Source organism: Polaromonas sp., assembly GCF_035638815.1.
Lineage (GTDB): Bacteria > Pseudomonadota > Gammaproteobacteria > Burkholderiales > Burkholderiaceae_C > Polaromonas.
The window spans coordinates 37897-56002 of sequence record NZ_DASQZG010000004.1 but is presented as its reverse complement, the minus strand read 5'-3'; the positions used below and the strand labels follow the sequence as shown (position 1 = coordinate 56002).

Genomic DNA, 18106 nt, shown 5'->3' with positions numbered 1-18106 from the left:
CGCCAGGAAGAGAAGTTCGTCTTCAGGGCGTTGAAAGCAAATGATTGCTCTCAGGTTTACCGGGGTTGGTTACCCGGAAATGCTCAAGGTATCAAGCTCAAGCAACTGCAGATTACTCCTGCCGCACAATGCCCGCAAGTCGGAATTTGTAATCAAAAACAGCTCATCGATTGGGATTTGGACAAATCTTTACATGGATGGCTTTTGTCCTACAAAAATATGCGCGTCCGTCGCAATGACACCTTTTGAGCCGGATTTCCATGCTTGCGGCAGTTTCTTCAAAAGATGCTGCAAGCGCTTGTCATTCAAGCCTTTACTGTCAAAACATACAGCTTTCAGATCGCTTTTTCGGCGCCAAGACCAACTTAGAGCAAGTGCTCAAAAAATGAGCAAATCGACGTAAACAGGCGCCTGGAGGCCATCTAACCGGTGTTTTATATATCAATAGTTATTAAACATGGTTTTAATAGTATTGACATGTTATTAAGGCGCCTCATAGAATCCGCCATCCCAAAAAAACCAAGGGAGAACCCGAACCCGCTGCCGAACCCGGCAAAGTCAGACAGGGGTCAACACCCACAGGGCAATCCCTTGTTTGATGGCGACCCAATCAAAGCGAACCGCTACCGAGCGGTGCGCATAGAAAGGAGTGCTATGACAGCGCTAGGACAATCAAGCCCCGTAGTGAAGATGCGGGCCATTCAGAAGAACGTAGGCAACAGTCTGGCAAATATTGCTGACGACATTGCCCACGGGTTTTTTGAAATCACGCACAACAGCTTTGCCATGGTCGGCCTGGCCGTGGTGTTTGCCGTGATCACCCTCACCGCCCGACCCGACCTCCGTCAGGCTGGCGAAGCAAGACTCATGACCTGGCTCCTGGAGCGTCAGGAAGCAGCCATCGGCTTCACCGAGCCCGACGCCATTGAGCGCGCTACCGCCGCCAATCCAAAGGACTTGCCCCAGCAGCAGGCGGCATTGGCGTTCTGGCTCAGCAAGAAGTACAACGTAGCACCAGAGCCATTGAGCGCGCTGGTCTCCGAAGCCTTTGAGATCAGCAAAACAGCCAAACTTGATCCGACACTGATCCTGGCCATCATGGCCATCGAGTCAGGCTTCAACCCTTTCGCCCAAAGCCCCGTGGGTGCCCAGGGCTTGATGCAGGTGATGACGAAAATTCACCATGACAAATACGAAAACTTTGGCGGCAAGCTGGCCGCCTTTGACCCCCTGACCAACCTGCGCGTCGGCGTCAAAGTGCTGCAGGAGTGCATCCAGCGCGCTGGCTCGGTTGAGGCAGGCCTCAAGTTTTATGTAGGCGCGGCCAACCTTGAAAGCGATGGCGGCTATGCGGCAAAGGTCATGGCGGAGCACGCGCGCCTTCTGGCCGTTGCCGGCGGCAGAGCCCCTGCCTATGCGCCAGGATATGCCCCCGCCATCCGTCCGCCGCAGGTGATCCCCGCTTCCATGCCAATCAAGATGGAAAGCCAGGACGAGCCAGCTGAAAAGGCCGTTGACAAGGTCGCCGGCCTGTCCATTTCCTGACGGTTTTCGACCGCCGCTCAATCGCCGAGTCCGCTACACTACGTGGGTGCGCGACTGGCGATAGGCAAATCCCCTGAACAAGGGCGACTGCCGACGTGGGATACCACTGGGAAGCGCACCGCTGTTGTCAACGATGACCCGGCGTTCAGCCGTTCGCCTGGGCAGCCCTTGCCTCCTACTACCAAGGACAGGGACCACGTCTTAAAGGACTGCCATGTACGACCGCACCATTCTTGTTGAACAAGCCGACCCTGAAATCTGGGCCGCCATTCAGGCAGAAAACGCTCGCCAGGAACACCACATTGAGCTGATTGCCAGCGAAAACTACGCCTCGCCCGCTGTCATGGCGGCGCAGGGCTCACAACTGACCAATAAATACGCCGAGGGCTACCCCGGCCGCCGCTACTACGGCGGTTGCGAGCATGTTGATGTGGCTGAGCAACTGGCAATTGACCGCGTCAAACAAATCTTCGGCGCCGAGGCTGCCAACGTGCAGCCCCATTGCGGCGCGTCGGCCAACGAGGCCGTGTTTCTGGCCTTCCTCAAGCCCGGCGACACCATCATGGGCATGAGCCTGGCCGAAGGCGGGCATCTGACCCACGGAATGGCTCTTAATATGAGTGGCAAGTGGTTCAATGTCGTCTCCTACGGCCTGGATGCCAAAGAAGAGATTGATTACGACGCCATGGAGCGCAAAGCCCATGAGTCCAAACCCAAACTGATCATTGCCGGCGCGTCTGCCTATTCACTCGCCATCGACTTCGCCCGTTTTGCCAAGGTGGCAAAGGATGTTGGCGCCATTTTCATGGTCGACATGGCCCACTACGCCGGCCTGATTGCCGCTGGCATCTACCCCAATCCCGTGCCCCACGCCGATATCGTGACCTCAACGACCCACAAGAGCCTGCGCGGCCCCCGTGGCGGCATCATCCTGATGAAGGCTCAACACGAGAAAGCCATCAACAGCGCCATTTTCCCCGGCCTGCAGGGCGGCCCGTTGATGCATGTGATTGCAGCGAAGGCCGTCGCATTCAAGGAAGCCCTCACGCCCGAGTTCAAAACCTACCAGCAACAGGTGCTGAAAAACGCGCAAATTGTGGCCGACACCCTGACACAGCGCGGCCTGCGTATCGTCAGCGGCCGTACCGAAAGCCATGTGATGCTGGTTGATTTGCGCGCCAAAGGCATCACAGGCAAGGAAGCCGAAGCGGTGCTGGGCAGCGCGCACATGACCATCAATAAAAACGCGATTCCGAACGACCCCGAAAAGCCAATGGTCACCAGCGGCGTTCGCATCGGCACCCCCGCCATGACGACGCGCGGCTTCAAGGACGAAGAAGCGCGTTTGACCGCCAACCTGATCGCCGATGTGCTGGACAACCCGCGCGTTCCCGTCAATATTGACGCCATCAAGGCCAAGGTCAACGCCCTGACCAGCCGCTTCCCGGTGTACCGCTGATCCATGCATAGGCGCAGATGCTATTGTTTTGATAGCCTTCTGCGCCCGTGGTTAAAGGGCAAAGTGCCGTTTTTATTCTCAAGATGTAAGGGGCAGGCATGAAATGCCCGTTCTGCGGCAATCTCGAAACCCAGGTTGTGGAAACCCGGGTGGCTGAAGACGCTGACTTCATACGCCGCCGCCGCCAGTGTGGCGCGTGTGAAAAACGCTTCACCACCTACGAGCGCCCCGACGTCAACTTCCCCGCGATCGTCAAAAAAGACGGCCGCCGCATCGAGTACAAACGCAGCAAAATCATGGACTCCATGAACCTGGCACTGCGCAAGCGCCCGGTCAGCACCGAGCAAGTGGACTCGGCGATTGAGCGCATAGAAGAAAAGCTGCTCAACCTTGGACTGCGAGAAGTACCCTCCACCCGCCTCGGCGAGCTCGTCATGCGCGAGCTGAAAAAGCTCGACAAAGTGGCCTATGTCCGGTTTGCGAGCGTTTATCGCAGTTTTGAGGATATTGACGAGTTCAAGACTTTGGTGGATGAGGTTCGCAGATAAGTGAGGAGCTTACTTGTTCCAACAAGTTGCGGCATCTCCCGCACTTTGCCCTTTGGTTCCAAGGTTATTCAGCGTCAGATCACCGCATGCACTATCCGTCCAACCAGAGGGGGTTGCAGTCAGGGTAAAAGCTGTGGCAGTCACCCCGCTCAGCGCGATGTCATACCGTTTCGTGCCCTGCGACGGAGATAGCGTTAGCGCTGTCGGTAACGCAGGCGGGTTGGCGCTCGCGTCAACATATTTAAAGTTAATCGATCGATACCGCTCCATGAATTGCGCGGCTTCAAGTAACACCGTTTTTGCGTGAGTACGGTGCCCTCGCTCAATGTACGCTGTGTAAGCCGGCAGCGCAATCCCGGCAAGGATGCCGATAATAGCCACCGTGATCATCAGTTCGATCAGCGTGAAACCCCGCATGAGCTTGATTGTTTTCAATTTAAATCCTTTCAAACCTTAAACCCATCGTCATTTACTTCAGTTGCCGCCAAATCTGCCGAACTGCGCTTGCGCCCGTGGGACTAGGGGGCGTCAAGTTAATTTGCAGAACCTGGGTTTTCCCGCAAACACCATTGATACATACCGTTTGTTGTCCGCCAACGCTTGTTGAGTAGGTCGTTGTGGCGATCGTATCGTTAAATATGGTCTGACTGATGTACAGGGCGGGAGGCCCGTTATCCTGCAACACAAACACTCCGCGAGGTGAACCACCGGCAACACGTACGGAATTGGGGACAATGGTGCTGAATACTTTTTTGTACCCGCCGGTCAACGCGTCGACACCCGTAATCCAGGCGTCCAGTCCAGCCGCACAGTCATCAACGCTAGGCACGATAGATGTGAAAAGAAACGCATCCACCACGCCCGGGATGGTGTAGCGCACCGGCGGCGCTATCACCCTTTCACCCGGCGTAACATTCGTGCCCGTCAACGGGACGACCCAACCTTTTTTCCCCGAGACGGTGTACCAGTCGGGGGTCGCGCCCGCTGAGGTCGTACGCACGTCGCTTGCTACGCCGCCAACCGGCGCCGGCATGGATATGGTCATCGATGACAAGTTGGATTCGACAACGAAGGGCGTTGTACTCAGGCCATGAAGCAAATCGTCGTAGATGCCATACAGCGCCTGGACGGTCGTAACGGCAGGATCGGTAGCGCTCAAATAGCTGCCTGTACCGAAATAAATCATCTTTCCTCCGTTTGTGTTGACATGCGTGGGGGCAGCGCCCACTTTGATCTCGGCAGTGATGGGCCGCCCCGTCGGGGTTGTGTAGATCAAAGCCCCAGCACTCCCGGAACTGGGATCAAAGCGCCAAATATTGCCCTTGTAGTCGGCACCATAGACGTATTCAATGGTGTCCTGGTTGCCGCTGGTCTTGCGCACCAGTTCAACTGCTCCCAAGCCGTTGTTGGCGATTGAAGCATTGGTGGGAATGATGCGAAGAATGTTCCCGTCGCTCAACCTCACTACGTAAAGGTTGGCGGTCCCAGCAGTACTGTTGTAACCATTCCCAAAGATGGCAACCCAGGTCCCATCAGCAAGCTTGCCAACCCCTGGTCTTCCCATGATGTTGCCAAACGTGGTTCCAATACCAGCGGAGCTGGAATTGATTTCCCATAAAACGCTGTCGGCTGTGAAAGTTTTTGACGTGGCATTGATGGCAAACACGGTCTTGGCACCACTTCCCCCGGCAGCCACCACCACGGTGCGCCAGTTGGTGGTCGCATCCCCTGGGACGGCTATCTTGGCATGACTGACAGCGATGGAGCCATCAATAAGGTTTTGATGTTGATAGCCGGGATCTGCCAAATTCTTGACCTGCGAACGCACGGCCTGTGGCATGAAACCAAGCAGTTCCACGCCACCGGTGGTGTCGGGCTCTGCATCAAAAATATGAAAAAACCCGCTGTTTGTTCCAACCGCCAGGGTTTCAAAATTAATGGTGCTCAAAAAGGACGTGTAAGTTGCATCACTCAAAGCGTAGTTCAGGTTCTTCGCCGAAATGATTTGTGGATCGGAATTGACGATGTCGCCCAGTACCGAGCCATAGTCCGCTGCGGCGGTGGTGCCCCGATTGCGAAAGGCTCCACCCTTTCGCTCTTCACCGCTTTTTTCGCCCAGCAGGTATTGATATGTCGCTGCGTTCACAAAGTCAGTTTGCTCAGCGCCGGTCAGCGATGCGTACCCCGAGGATGTAAGGGAAACCGGTGGAGTTGTGCCGCCGCGACCCAAAAACAGCTTGGTACGTGATGCCGGAACAGGTATTTTGGAAGAAACCTCCCAGATTGGCGTATTGGATACCGCACCACTCGTTGCAATCGAGAAAGCATACAGACGCGAGGTCCATGTCAGCGAATCGTAGTTAGCCTGGTAAATCGCGGCCGACCCCAGACTCCGTTGCCCGACCCCCACGACGCTGGTGCTGGCCACCGCTGCCAATGCAGCAGCAGAACGGAAAGCTTTGGCCATCTGGTCAGGTAGGTTGGCAGGATTGTTGACCTTGAAGTAATTGGTTGGGTCGCCGTTTGCATCCAAAAGGCCGGCACCTCCATACTTAGCTGCATACCAAAGCGCGTCGTGCGGAATGTAGCCGGACACCGTGGAACTGGTCGCAAAATCCAGGGTGCGGGAAGTCGCAGTATGCGGTAACACCGTGCCGTTGGCGCGTGTTCCGTTCGCTGGCGCCGGATCCTGAACCGTGGGGGTCAGAAGGGTGTCGAGGTAATACTTGGTTTGAGGATCTTTTCGTACCCCACCGATCAATGGCCTGCTGGACATGTCCAGGTACAGGCCGTCCTTGGTCGTCCCGGTTATGGTGTAGCCAAGGTGCATTTCAATGTCGGCCGCACTGGTATTGATAGGAGCCAAGGCCACGACTATCTTGCCAGCCGCATTGACGCTCACGGTGTAACCTACAACAGCATCGGTTTCATTGTCTCCGCCTGCATCCGTGTCAGAAAAATTCACGACAAAGGACATTGTTGGCCGGCCGCCGTTGATGGCTGCGTTGTAGTCTGGCCCAGTGGTACCACTCGTGTTGTTAAACGTGTCCAGATAGAAACCGGTAATTGAGCCTGTCGGTTGAAACGCTCCAAACGCGGCGCTTGTAACGTATCCGCTGGGACCAACCGACTTGGAAACAGGCACCAAAGACACCTTCTTGCCGCCGTAAGAGATTTCAATTTTGGGCACAACACTGCCCAGCGCTACTGCAATGGTATCCACCGTAGCATTCGTAGCAGTCATGGGAACGGACGGAGGATTGCCAATCTGAAAACCTGTCACCTTTCCAAAACGGGCAATCGCAGCAGAATAAAAACTACCTCTCGACTGGGTCGCATCCGGTGCATGCCCCTGGATGTTTGCAAAAGAATTGGCAGATTTGGCGGTCGGATTCCCGTCGCTAGCTGTCCCCGATTGGCCGACGAAAACATTTCGGGTACCCAGGTTTTCGTTCGTGGGGGTAGGCGTGGGCAACGGGGCCTTGCCCCAGATGATGTCCGCTTCGGTACTCACGTTCACGCCGGCAAGGTCGCCTCGAGGAGGGGCCAGCGGATTGCCCATTTGCGCCTCTACGTCAAAGTAGGCATACGGAAGCTCGTCATTGTCAAATGTCGTCACTGGATCAGCGATCACCATTTGCACGGGGCGGGAACAGATCGGGCTGCCCCCGGCTGATTTGAGTCGGAAAGGATTTTGCCAAGGTGACGAGCCCGTGCCCATCAAAGGCAATTGAAGCCTTGAGTCTCCCGAGTTGTTGACATTCACGCCATTCGCATAGGCAGAAAACCCCGAGCCTTTACCTGCAAAATAACGTAACCCTTCGTACATCATTTCGCCGATGGGAGCCCCCCATGAAGGGCAAGCACCCTCTATCTGCAGCGAATTGAAATTGTTATCGCAGTGATACCCGTCCCCTTTCCAGCCATAGATGGATATGCGGTCTATCGTTCGGGCTATGCCATCAACCGTTGCGGTGCCCTCGGTCACCTGCCGAAAAACACCGTTGGCGGGGTTTACTTCATCTTTGAAACTGGCAATGTTCCGGCGGACCACGCCCCCCGAATAGTTGTTTCTATAAGAGCCCGTAAGCAGGCCAAATTTCAACTGGTCGTTAACCGAATACTCGTGCAAGACTCCTGTTGGCTTCCACACGGTGGGTGCGGCGGTGGGGTAACCTGTGCAGCCTGCCTCCCGGGCGCCGCTCAAGGTGACGCAGGCCTCGACTTTAAGCGTGTAGGCGGTACTGGTGATACCAAAAGCAGTATCCGCAGCAATGTTGGCGTTGCCGTCTGCGGCAGTCCACTTCCAGATGCGGTCAGTAACCTGATCGGCGTTAAGTATCACCCGCAACGCCGGCGCAGGCATTGGAAATGGATAAGTGCCTGAGCCGGCATTTGCAGGCGTGGTACCGGATGCATAGGGATAACTTCTCACAGCAAAAAGGTGCTGCTTTCCTGCGGTTGGCGCAGCGAGGTCGGTGTAATAGGTAATGTTATAACTGTCGCGCCCTGTCACCGGTCGGTATTCCTTACCCCACACGTGGCTATCCTGCGGGATAAATGCCCCTTGCAAAACAGTGGGACTTGCGGATGTGGTCGGGTCAGTAATGCGATGCCCGCCATACAACACCCTGCGCAAAGCATCCATGCGCGAAGTTGTGGCCCAGTTAAGCCAATTCCCGTGCCACCGCGCACTTGAAGCCGCAGTCAGGCAACCGTCGCTGCTTTTTGCAACATCTTTGGGGCTAAATCGTCCGTTGTCATACAAATAACAGCGATCAGACGCGAAGTTGCCGTAATAGGTGATCGTGGGTTTGAACCCGATGTCGGGTATCCCGTCGGCATTAAGATCACTCGCATCGTTGTAAGCGGCATAAAAAAGCCGATGGTCCTTGCTCATGGTCAACATGACAAGACCTGGTGCCGCCTTTAACGCGAGCAGCGGTATATCAGCGATGTTGACAGTGGTCTGCGCGTTCGCAAATTTCGCCGGCACGCCCACGAACAACAAGGCTGCAAACAGCACACCCCAAACGCGGGACGCTATCGCGAATCGCCGTCGGAAGATACCATCCTCTATGGCGTTCGGTCTAGGCGAAGCCCGGTCCGATCCCGACAGTTTTTCATTGATAGCAATAACTGATGGCTTGTTCATAGCGAACCCCTTAAAAACATCTCTATGTCGTTTTGACATACATAACCTGCAATACGGACTCAGCAACGCCAGATCCCCCGGTACTCCGCGACGTCACCCGGTAGGTCCGCGTAGTGGTCGTTCCCGATACGACCGTACTTAACAGTTCGATCACATACTTCGCGCCCTCGGCATTGTTGGCATAGGTGGTACCAACTGCGGCCGCGCAACTTTTCCAACTAAATGGCGTAGTGGTGGTACACGTACTTGTGGTGGCTCCTGCACCCTGCGTCCAGAAACTGGCGTTATCACCCTCACTCAACGGAGCCCCATAGTGACCGAGCGTTCCAGCGGAAAATCCACCTGACTCAATAAGCTCCAAGGCTTCCTTGCCCGCGCTTTCAGCGGACTGAAAAGAAAAATTGCGATCCACCACATTGCCAGTCATACGCTCCGACATGGTGGTGTTGCGAAATCCGATCATGCTTATTGACATCAACATGACGAGGAGAACCAGCCCGACAATCAGAGTCATGCCGCGCTGACGGTTCCGACGCAGGCCACGTCTCGCCGTTCCCAGGCTGCGAGTTGCCCCGCTTTTACAGCGTGAAGTGAATGTCAAACTTTCGTACATTTTTTGCGCTCGAAGATCGTGCTAACGTGCCGCTACGCTGTTCCGAAGAACAACAGTGGTGGAAAATTCCTTGCGGAGCCGCTTTGTCGACGCGCCTGTGGGAACGGCATAGGACTGTCCCAGTAGGGTAGGCGTCGTGCTCACATCAAAATTCAGATTGTCCTCAGCGGAAACCATCATCAAACCTACCCGCACAGCGACCACACGCGACCAATCGGTAACGCTGGCTGCCGTTGTACGCCACTCATCTGCCACAAGATTCGGCATGCACGTCGTGGCGCCAGGCAAGGTACACGACGTTCCAAGGGAGCTGTCTGTGCCTAACGTGTTCTCTCCGTAGTGCAGTTGCATGCTCTCTACGTTGGAGACCACCTCCTCGGCATTGGACCGGGCATTTCCATTGAAAGTCACGCGGTACAGGCTGGGAGTGGTCGCGCCGCTGCGGGTGGCAACGTAGAAGAGGTTCCATTGCGCCAACATCACAATCGCACCTGCACGGGCGCCTACCCCAGATGCAACTGCTGGACCGAACAGGTAGCTGTCTGTAAAACTGCTCGTCGCATTACCAGTACCGTCATGTGCAATCGTGGTGACACCGCCGCTCGTTGCGACTGTTCCTTCGAACAGACTGGATGACACACAATCCGAAACGATCATCGTATTCGCGCCACTCCATCCGTAAACATTTGATGAGATGGTCAGAGGCGACGCGGCGGCGGGCATCGCTACCGTTACGCCTACCGTGCTGGCGCTGCCTCCAGCAAAAAACAGACTGTCAGAGCCACTGGATACGGGAACTGAACCTGTTGCAAACATGGCACTTGGTAGGCCGTCAAAACCGCGTATGAAATTTAGCGGAGTGAAGGGCTGTACGATCACCTCACCATTCCCCGTCTCTACCGACGCTAACGGATTGGGCCCGCTGATAGTGTCTGGATTCGAAGAGGCAAGCACGCTGCCCGGATAGCGAGTGGTTACGCTTGCGACCGTCACGGTCTTTATGCCAGAACATCCGGCAAATCCGGCCATTCGCAACTCTCTCGAAATTGAATCCAGGGCGAAATTTGCATCCTCCTGCAGCCTCCCGGACCCTTCCTGAAACCTAAACGCATTCTTTACCGCAACGTAAACGGACGACAGACCGATTAACACCGCCAAACCGAGGGCAAGGGAAATCAAAAGCTCGATCAGCGTCATTCCAAGTTGAGTGCGATCCAAGCGAAAATTTACGGTCGCCTTCATAGCCGCAACTCAAAAATAACGGTCTTGAAAGCCGCAGCTGAATTGTCGCGGCACGTAATAAAGGCCGCATCACTCAAGGTTCCCAAACAATTCGACCAGCGAACCTCTATCTCGACCTTACGCGCGCCACTTGCCACGGTGTTGGTTATTTTCCCGTCTCCCTGCGGGAGTTGGGCAGCCAATGCCTCCAGCCACGCTTTTTTGTCCTTCATCGCAATGGTTGTGGGGCTGGAGGGCGGTGTGTCTGCGTACGACGTGATGTATTGGCTGGATGCAGACAATGCGACTACAGGGTTCGCACGGATCCGGTCGGCCATGTCAGCGGCGAGTTGACTGGCTTTTGACGTGGCTTCAGAAGCGGCCGCATTAGAAACACCCTTGACGAGCAACCCCGCAACACCAAGCAAACCAAAACAGAGAATCACCATGGTGACCAACACTTCGATAAGGCTGAATCCTGCCTGCTTGCGTTTGATGCACACGCGGGTCACTTGCCGGGGATTGGAGGAAGGAAATAATTTCATGACAATTAAGAGTCAGTGGGACAACTGGAAGCGCTTGCCACACGGGCCGTACGAACTCGCCCCGTGATACTGAGAACAAGGCAGTACTTTTCACTTGTACCGTCAAAAAACCAAAAAGAGCGATTTGCCCCGGATGCCCCGGTAGATGTGATCAGCCGCCCCTGACCGTTATAAGTAAAATAATTGAGCGAGCCTGTCCGACCGGTACTGATGGGCCCTGAGGGAGCAGCTACAACCTCGATCCGCGTCACTAGCGGTGCGGTGGTTGTGTCAACGGTCGGGCCTACCGAGCCATTGGCGTTGGTAGTTCCATCTACAAAAACAGTCCAGCCATTGGTCCAAACACCCGCAGTGGTGTTTGCGGCAACAGTTACTCTGGCGTCAGCGCCCCGCTTGACCGCCTCGGAACGCGCAAGACTCAATGAAACCTGCAACGCCGAGGCAGCAGCAGAAACCCGGTTATTTCGCAGCATGTCCCCGAATGCAGGTGCGCCCACAGCTACGAGAATTCCCAGTATGGTGACCACCACCATGACCTCAATCAGCGTAAAACCGCATGCGTCCCTGACGCGACCACCCACACGCTGGGAGCGTGCTCGGCCACAAGACGTCGTTTGTCTACTCATGATGGCGATACTACGCACTTAAGGATGCGCGCCGGTTACAGTACCGACGAACGGCCAGATCGGCTAGCCAGGCGGCAAATGACCCACACAACCTCCCCAGTGTCCACAAATCCGATACAGCACGCGCAGAGCCTGGCAGAAAGAAGCCTCTTTGCGCCCCCCCCAAACCCGCGCGTCGGCTGTGTGCTCCTAAATGCTGGGGGCAGGCTGATTGGTCAGGGGCGGACCCAACGAACGGGCGGGCCCCACGCCGAAATCATGGCCCTTCGTGATGCGCAGGAGCAAGGCCATTCGCTCATGGGCGCCACCGCCTACGTCACCTTGGAACCCTGCTCCCATCATGGCCGGACCGGCCCCTGCTGCGATGCACTGATCGCTGCGGGCATTAGAAAAGTTGTTGCATCCATTGCTGATCCCAACCCGTTAGTCTCAGGCCAGGGCATCGAGCGGCTTCGGGCTGCAGGAATCGAAGTCGAAGTGGGTGCGGGCGCGGAAGAATCCCGTGAACTCAATATCGGGTTTTTCAGCCGCATGATCCGCAAAACCCCTTGGGTGCGAATAAAGGCTGCCGCATCTCTTGATGGGAAAACCGCGCTGGACAACGGTCGCAGTCAATGGATTACCTCGGACGCGGCCCGGGCGGACGGCCATGCGTGGCGGGCACGCTCTTGCGCAATATTGACTGGCATCGGCACCGTGCTTGAAGACAATCCGCGGCTGGATGTCCGCTTGGTGGATACCCCGCGCCAACCGCATCTGGTGGTGGTGGACAGCCGGCTGGAAACTCCAACGGATGCGCAGCTATTCACCCCCGAGCGGCGGGTGTACATCTATGCAGCTCAAGAGAATGCCGACAAGAAGTCAGCGCTTGAGGCTTGCGGCGCCACTGTGATCTATCTGCCGGGCGCTGACGGCAAGGTTGATCTGGCGGCGATGCTGCGTGATCTGGCTCACCGCGAGGTGAACGAGGTCCACGTAGAAGCGGGGCACAAGCTCAACGGGTCGCTGGTGCGGGAGGGCCTGGTTGACGAATTTGTTGTTTACCTTGCACCCAAGCTGATTGGCCAGGGTGCGAACATGGCCAGTTTTGGCCCGATTGCCGAGCTCTCAGATGCCTTGGAGCTTGATTTCCGCTCCACAGACAGGATAGGGGCCGACTTGCGCATTGTTGCCAGAGTAAGGGGACGAGACCAGTTCTAGCAGCGTGTGGGCAATCTCTGCGAAAATACCCGCATGTTTACCGGAATCATTACCGGCATGGGGCGCATCGTCGCTATCCATCGCCTGGGCAGCTCTTTGGACCACGGCAAGCGCCTCACGATTGAGGCGCCCGATGGCTACCTTGATGACGTGGGCCTGGGTGACAGCATTGCGCTCAACGGCGCTTGCATGACGGTCATGGCGCTGGACAGCGCTAAAAACCAGTTTTCCATCGAGATTTCTGCCGAATCACTCGCTAAAACCTGTGGTTTGAGTGAGTTAGGCCCCATCAATCTTGAGAAGGCACTGCGCGCCCACGACCGGCTGGGTGGCCATATCGTGGCGGGCCATGTCGATGGCATTGGTGTGGTCACGCATTTTGCAGAGGTTGGCGAAAGCTGGGAGCTGCGTATTCTTGCCCCGCGCGATCTGAGCAAGTACCTGGCTTACAAGGGATCCATCACCGTCAACGGTGTGAGCCTGACGGTCAACCGGGTAGCAGACCTGCTAGGCGACGGCGCCGGAAGCGAGATCAGCATCAACCTGATCCCCCACACCGTCCAGAACACTGCTCTTCACCATCTGCAGGAAAAATCGCAGGTGAACCTCGAGATTGATTTGATTGCGCGCTATGTTGAGCGCATGCTCCAAGACAAGAAAGCCTGAGCTCATGACCATTGCCATCTCTCCCGTTGAAGACATCGTGGCCGACATGCGTGCCGGCCGGATCGTGATTCTGGTTGATGAAGAAGACCGCGAAAACGAAGGCGACCTGGTGCTGGCCGCCGACCACGTGAGTCCTGAGGCCATCAACTTCATGGCGCGTTATGGCCGGGGCCTTATTTGCCTGACCTTGAGCCGTGAACGCTGTGAGCTGTTGCAATTGCCGCCCATGGTGGCGCGCAACGGTACCAAAATGGGGACCGCTTTTACCGTCTCCATTGAAGCGGCTGAAGGCGTCACCACCGGCATCTCAGCAGCAGACCGCGCTCGCACAGTACAGGCCGCAGTCGCCAAAAATGCCAAGGTCAGCGATTTGGTGCAGCCCGGCCACATCTTCCCCTTGCAAGCTGTGGACGGCGGCGTGTTGATGCGCGCTGGCCACACCGAAGCTGGGTGCGATCTGGCGAGTATGGCTGGCTGCTCACCCGCTGCTGTCATTTGCGAAATCATGAAAGACGACGGCACCATGGCGCGCCTGCCAGACCTGCAGGTTTTTGCCGCCGAGCATGGTTTGAAAATTGGCACGATTGCGGACCTGATTGAGCACCGCAGCCGCAACGAATCACTGATAGAAAAAATCGGCGCGCGAACCATACAGACCGCCTTCGGCGAGTTTGCTGTTCACGCCTTTCGTGACAAACCGAGTCAGGGACTGCACCTGGCCCTTGTCAAAGGCCAGTGGGCTGAAGAGGACACCGTTGCAGCACGCGTACACGAGCCGCTGTCAGTCCTCGACGCACTGGAAACCGGCCGGGCCATGCACTCCTGGAGTCTGGACCAAAGCCTGTCGCACATTGCCAAAGAGGGCAAAGGTGTCGCGGTGTTGCTCAACTGCGGTGAGAGCGCGGCCCAATTGCTGGCGCAGTTTGAAGGCACGGCTTGCGCGGCGCAGGCGCCAGAGCGCGGCCGCATGGACCTGCGGACCTACGGCGTAGGCGCGCAAATCCTGCGTGAATGCGGCGTCAAGAAAATGAATTTGATGGGCAATCCGCGCCGCATGCCCAGCATGACGGGCTACGGCCTGGAAATCACCGGCTACATAGCCCAAAAATAACAAAAGGGAAATTTATTGTGTTTGGTGCAGAAAAAGGATCAGCAAACAAGCTGGACGGTAAAAAACTCTCAATCGGTGTGGTGCAAGCCCGCTTTAATGAAACCATCACCAACGCGCTGGCACAGGCCTGCCGCGAAGAACTGCTGGCGCTGGGAGTGGACGAGGAAAACATCTACCACGTGAAGGTGCCCGGCGCGCTGGAAATTCCCTCTGCGTTGCAAGCCCTGGCCGAACGCGACCAGTACGATGCGTTGATTGCCTTGGGCTGCATCATCCGCGGCGAAACCTATCACTTTGAACTGGTGGCCAATGAAAGCGGCTCCTCTGTGAGTCGGCTCGCACTTGACTATCAACTTCCTATCGCAAATGCCATTCTCACGGTTGAAAACGTCGCGCAAGCCGAAGCCCGCCAGACCGAAAAGGGCCGCGATGCAGCGCGCGTTGCGGTGGAAATGGCCAATCTGCTCAACGAACTTTCCTGATACCGACCCCGAACTCACAAGCGCGCCATGACCGACAAGATCCCCACCAAACCCAAGCGCCCGCCGCAAACCCGAACCGGCCTGACCGACACCGGTGTCAAAAAGGCCGCCGACAAATCAGCCCGAACCCGCGCGCGCGAGTTTGCCTTGCAGGCCCTGTACCAACACTTGGTGGGTCGCAACGAAGTTGAATCAATTGATGCGTTTACACGCGACCTGGTGGGCTTTCACAAAGCGGACTCCGCGCATTACGACGCGTTGCTGCACGGCTGTATTGCAGATGCCAAGACTCTGGACGCCGCCCTTACACCGCTGCTGGACCGCAAGATGGCTGAAATATCACCCGTTGAACATTCGGTTCTGTGGATCGGCATTTACGAGTTCAAAAACTGCCTTGACGTGCCCTATCGCGTTGTCATCAACGAGTGCATTGAGCTAGCCAAGGCATTTGGCGGCACCGACGGGCACAAATATGTCAATGGCGTGTTGCACAAGCTTGCGCCCGCGTTCCGCACAGCTGAAGTCGCCGCCGACAAAGCCTGAGCCAATGCGAATTTCCCGTCGTGCCGAGCGCATAGAACCCTTCTATGTGATGGAGGTGGCCAAAGCCGCAGCGGCCTTGGCCAAAGAAGTTGCGGGCACCGCGCAGCCCATGATTTTTCTGAACATTGGCGAGCCGGACTTCACCGCGCCGCCACTCGTTCAGCAGGCTGCCGCACAAGCCATTCATGCTGGCAACACCCAGTACACACAGGCAACCGGCTTGCAAAACCTGCGCGAAAGCATAAGCCGCTGGTACGCCACGCGGTTTCAGGCCAACGTGGCTCCGTCGCGCATCGTCATCACCGCCGGCGCCTCGGCTGCCTTGCAGTTGGCCTGCCTGGCGTTGATCGAAGCCGGCGACGAAATTTTGATGCCCGATCCGAGCTACCCCTGCAACCGGCACTTTGTCAGTGCGGCGGAAGGCACGGCGGTGCTGGTGCCCACCACGGCAGCCGAGCGCTTTCAACTCAGCAGCGCCAAGGTCAAGGTTGCGTGGACCGACAAAACCCGCGGCGTGTTGCTGGCCTCGCCATCCAACCCCACCGGCACTTCGATTGCACCGGAAGAGTTGCGCAGCATTCATGAGTTTGTGCACAGCCGGGGCGGCATCACTCTCGTCGATGAGATTTACCTGGGCCTCAGTTACGAGGCTCACTTCGGCCACACCGCACTGGCCATGCCAGGCGGCCTGGGCGAAAGTGTCATCAGCATCAACAGCTTCAGCAAATACTTCAATATGACCGGCTGGCGACTGGGGTGGCTGGTGGTGCCAGAGGCTTTGGCGCCGGTGATTGAACGCATCGCCCAAAATTTGTTTATCTGCCCAAGTACGATTGCCCAGCATGCAGCCCTCGCCTGCTTTGAGCCCGAGAGCCTGGCCGAATACGAACGGCGACGCGCAGAGTTCAAAGCCAGACGTGACTACTTCATCCCTGAACTGAATCGCTTAGGCTTGACGGTGCCCGTCATGCCGGATGGCGCTTTTTATGCGTACGCGGACTGCACCGCGGCGGCCAAACGTCTGGGCGTGAGCGGGAGCTGGGATTTTGCATTTGAGCTGATGAAGCGCGCCCATATTGCCGTCACGCCCGGCCGCGACTTTGGCACCGACGCGCCTGAACGCTACATCCGTTTCTCCACGGCCAACTCGATGGGAGAATTGAAGCAGGCCGTGGCACGGCTGGAGGCTGTCCTTGGTTAAAGCCATGCAATTTTCCGCAGGGCCGCCCCAAGGAAAATTAGCCCCCTCGGGGGGCAGCGCCTTACACGAAGTGAAAAGCGTGGGGGCCACATTTCAGTGGCCGCTGCGAGTCTATTGGGAAGACACGGACGCTGGCGGCATTGTTTTCTACGCCAACTACCTGAAATTTTTTGAACGATCGCGCACGGAGTGGCTCCGATCTCTTGGGATTGAGCAGCAGCAACTGCGTGAAAGCACGGGCGGCATCTTTGTCGTCACTGAAACGAGCGTGCGGTATCACCGCCCGGCCCGTCTGGATGATGAACTGATTGTTACTGCAAGTCTCATCGAAAAAGGGCGCGCGTCCTTGATAATCGTGCAGACTGCGCTATTGAAATCAGAGCAGAGCGAAGTCGTGCTTTGTGAAGGGACCATACGCATCGGCTGGGTTGATGCCGCCAAGTTGAAACCTTCAAGAATTCCCGCCTCCCTCCTTGACCGTCTGGAAACCACAACATGAATCAGGATTTATCCATCGTCAACCTCATTCTCAATGCCAGCTGGGTGGTCCAGGGCGTTGTTGCTTTGCTGGTCGGCGTGTCGATTGCGAGCTGGGCAGCGATCATCCGCAAAATCATTTCGCTCAAGCGGGTGCAGTCGCTCAACGAGGAGTTCGATCGCGAGTTCTGGTCAGGCACCAGCTTGAACGACCTTTTCGCGGCTGCCGCACAGAACGCGAAACACAGCGGCCCGATGGAGCGTATTTTTGCCAGCGGCATGCGTGAGTTTCAGAAACTGCGTGAGCGCCGCATGTCGGACCCCAGCACCCTGCTTGACGGCGCGCGCCGTGCGATGCGGGCCAGCTACCAACGCGAGGTCGATGCGGTTGAGTCCAACCTCTCCTTCCTGGCCACCGTCGGATCGGTGTCTCCTTACGTGGGCTTGTTTGGCACGGTGTGGGGCATCATGCATGCCTTCACCGGTCTGGCCGCGCTGGAGCAGGTGACGCTGTCCAGCGTCGCGCCCGGCATTGCAGAGGCGCTGGTCGCGACTGCCATCGGCCTGTTTGCGGCCATACCGGCTGTGGTTGCCTACAACCGCTTTGCCCATGACATTGACCGTGTGGCGAACAAGCTGGAAACCTTTATCGAGGAGTTCTCCAACATCCTGCAACGCAATCTCGGTGCCCAGTCCCCCTCCGGGCATTAAGCA

The 18106-nt window shown here is 56.8% G+C and carries 17 protein-coding genes and 1 riboswitch; of the genes, 11 read left to right on the top strand and 6 right to left on the bottom strand.

What is annotated here, in order from left to right:
• Positions 1-690: 690 nt before the first annotated feature.
• From VE934_RS01995 to nrdR, 3 genes are all read left to right on the top strand, one after another.
• Complete coding sequence (locus VE934_RS01995; RefSeq protein WP_324883887.1) at positions 691-1545, top strand: lytic transglycosylase domain-containing protein; 855 nt, start codon at positions 691-693, stop codon at positions 1543-1545.
• Between the two features lie 40 nt (positions 1546-1585).
• Positions 1586-1715: riboswitch (ZMP/ZTP riboswitch) on the top strand.
• Between the two features lie 44 nt (positions 1716-1759).
• Complete coding sequence (gene glyA / locus VE934_RS01990; protein ID WP_324883805.1) at positions 1760-3004, top strand: serine hydroxymethyltransferase; 1245 nt, start codon at positions 1760-1762, stop codon at positions 3002-3004.
• A gap of 98 nt (positions 3005-3102) precedes the next feature.
• A complete protein-coding gene (gene nrdR, locus VE934_RS01985) occupies positions 3103-3552 on the top strand; it encodes a transcriptional regulator NrdR (protein ID WP_324883803.1) in 450 nt (149 codons plus the stop codon).
• Positions 3553-3561: 9 nt separating this feature from the next.
• Here the strand turns inward: nrdR and VE934_RS01980 are convergent, their stop codons facing one another.
• The 6 genes from VE934_RS01980 to VE934_RS18160 form a co-directional block, all read right to left on the bottom strand.
• A complete protein-coding gene (locus VE934_RS01980; protein WP_324883801.1) occupies positions 3562-3987 on the bottom strand; it encodes a type IV pilin protein in 426 nt (141 codons plus the stop codon).
• 34 nt (positions 3988-4021) lie between these two features.
• A complete protein-coding gene (locus tag VE934_RS01975; RefSeq protein WP_324883799.1) occupies positions 4022-8707 on the bottom strand; it encodes a pilus assembly protein in 4686 nt (1561 codons plus the stop codon).
• A gap of 22 nt (positions 8708-8729) precedes the next feature.
• Positions 8730-9221: a pilus assembly PilX family protein gene (locus VE934_RS01970; RefSeq protein WP_324883797.1), complete on the bottom strand. Its 492-nt coding sequence runs from the start codon at positions 9219-9221 to the stop codon at positions 8730-8732.
• Between the two features lie 120 nt (positions 9222-9341).
• A complete protein-coding gene (locus VE934_RS01965) occupies positions 9342-10562 on the bottom strand; it encodes a PilW family protein (RefSeq protein ID WP_324883796.1) in 1221 nt (406 codons plus the stop codon).
• Entirely contained in the window at positions 10559-11086 is a 528-nt protein-coding gene (gene pilV, locus VE934_RS01960) for a type IV pilus modification protein PilV (RefSeq protein ID WP_324883794.1), read from the bottom strand. Before pilV ends, VE934_RS01965 begins: the two co-directional genes overlap by 4 nt.
• A gap of 5 nt (positions 11087-11091) precedes the next feature.
• Positions 11092-11712, bottom strand: a complete 621-nt coding sequence (locus VE934_RS18160; protein ID WP_414693797.1) for a GspH/FimT family pseudopilin — start codon at positions 11710-11712, stop codon at positions 11092-11094.
• 78 nt (positions 11713-11790) lie between these two features.
• Here VE934_RS18160 and ribD point away from each other — a divergent pair, with 78 nt between their 5' ends.
• From ribD to tolQ, 8 genes are read left to right on the top strand one after another with little or no spacing between them, the layout of a single operon-like run.
• The gene (gene ribD / locus VE934_RS01955; RefSeq protein ID WP_324883792.1) at positions 11791-12912 is read left to right on the top strand and encodes a bifunctional diaminohydroxyphosphoribosylaminopyrimidine deaminase/5-amino-6-(5-phosphoribosylamino)uracil reductase RibD; all 1122 of its coding nucleotides are present in this window, start codon (positions 11791-11793) and stop codon (positions 12910-12912) included.
• A 33-nt stretch (positions 12913-12945) separates the two neighbouring features.
• Positions 12946-13578, top strand: a complete 633-nt coding sequence (locus tag VE934_RS01950; RefSeq protein ID WP_324883790.1) for a riboflavin synthase — start codon at positions 12946-12948, stop codon at positions 13576-13578.
• A gap of 4 nt (positions 13579-13582) precedes the next feature.
• Positions 13583-14689 carry a bifunctional 3,4-dihydroxy-2-butanone-4-phosphate synthase/GTP cyclohydrolase II gene (ribBA, locus tag VE934_RS01945; RefSeq protein ID WP_324883788.1) on the top strand — a complete coding sequence of 369 codons (1107 nt, stop codon included), beginning with the start codon at positions 13583-13585 and terminating at the stop codon, positions 14687-14689.
• 17 nt (positions 14690-14706) lie between these two features.
• The gene (gene ribH, locus VE934_RS01940) at positions 14707-15171 is read left to right on the top strand and encodes a 6,7-dimethyl-8-ribityllumazine synthase (RefSeq protein ID WP_324883786.1); all 465 of its coding nucleotides are present in this window, start codon (positions 14707-14709) and stop codon (positions 15169-15171) included.
• Between the two features lie 27 nt (positions 15172-15198).
• Positions 15199-15714: a transcription antitermination factor NusB gene (nusB, locus tag VE934_RS01935; protein ID WP_324883784.1), complete on the top strand. Its 516-nt coding sequence runs from the start codon at positions 15199-15201 to the stop codon at positions 15712-15714.
• Between the two features lie 4 nt (positions 15715-15718).
• Positions 15719-16915 (top strand): pyridoxal phosphate-dependent aminotransferase, encoded by a 1197-nt coding sequence (locus tag VE934_RS01930; protein WP_324883782.1) that lies wholly within the window; start codon positions 15719-15721, stop codon positions 16913-16915.
• 4 nt (positions 16916-16919) lie between these two features.
• On the top strand, positions 16920-17414 hold the full coding sequence (ybgC, locus tag VE934_RS01925; RefSeq protein WP_324883781.1) for a tol-pal system-associated acyl-CoA thioesterase: 495 nt from the start codon (positions 16920-16922) through the stop codon (positions 17412-17414).
• Entirely contained in the window at positions 17411-18103 is a 693-nt protein-coding gene (gene tolQ / locus VE934_RS01920) for a protein TolQ (protein WP_324883779.1), read from the top strand. Before ybgC ends, tolQ begins: the two co-directional genes overlap by 4 nt.
• Positions 18104-18106 lie beyond the last annotated feature (3 nt).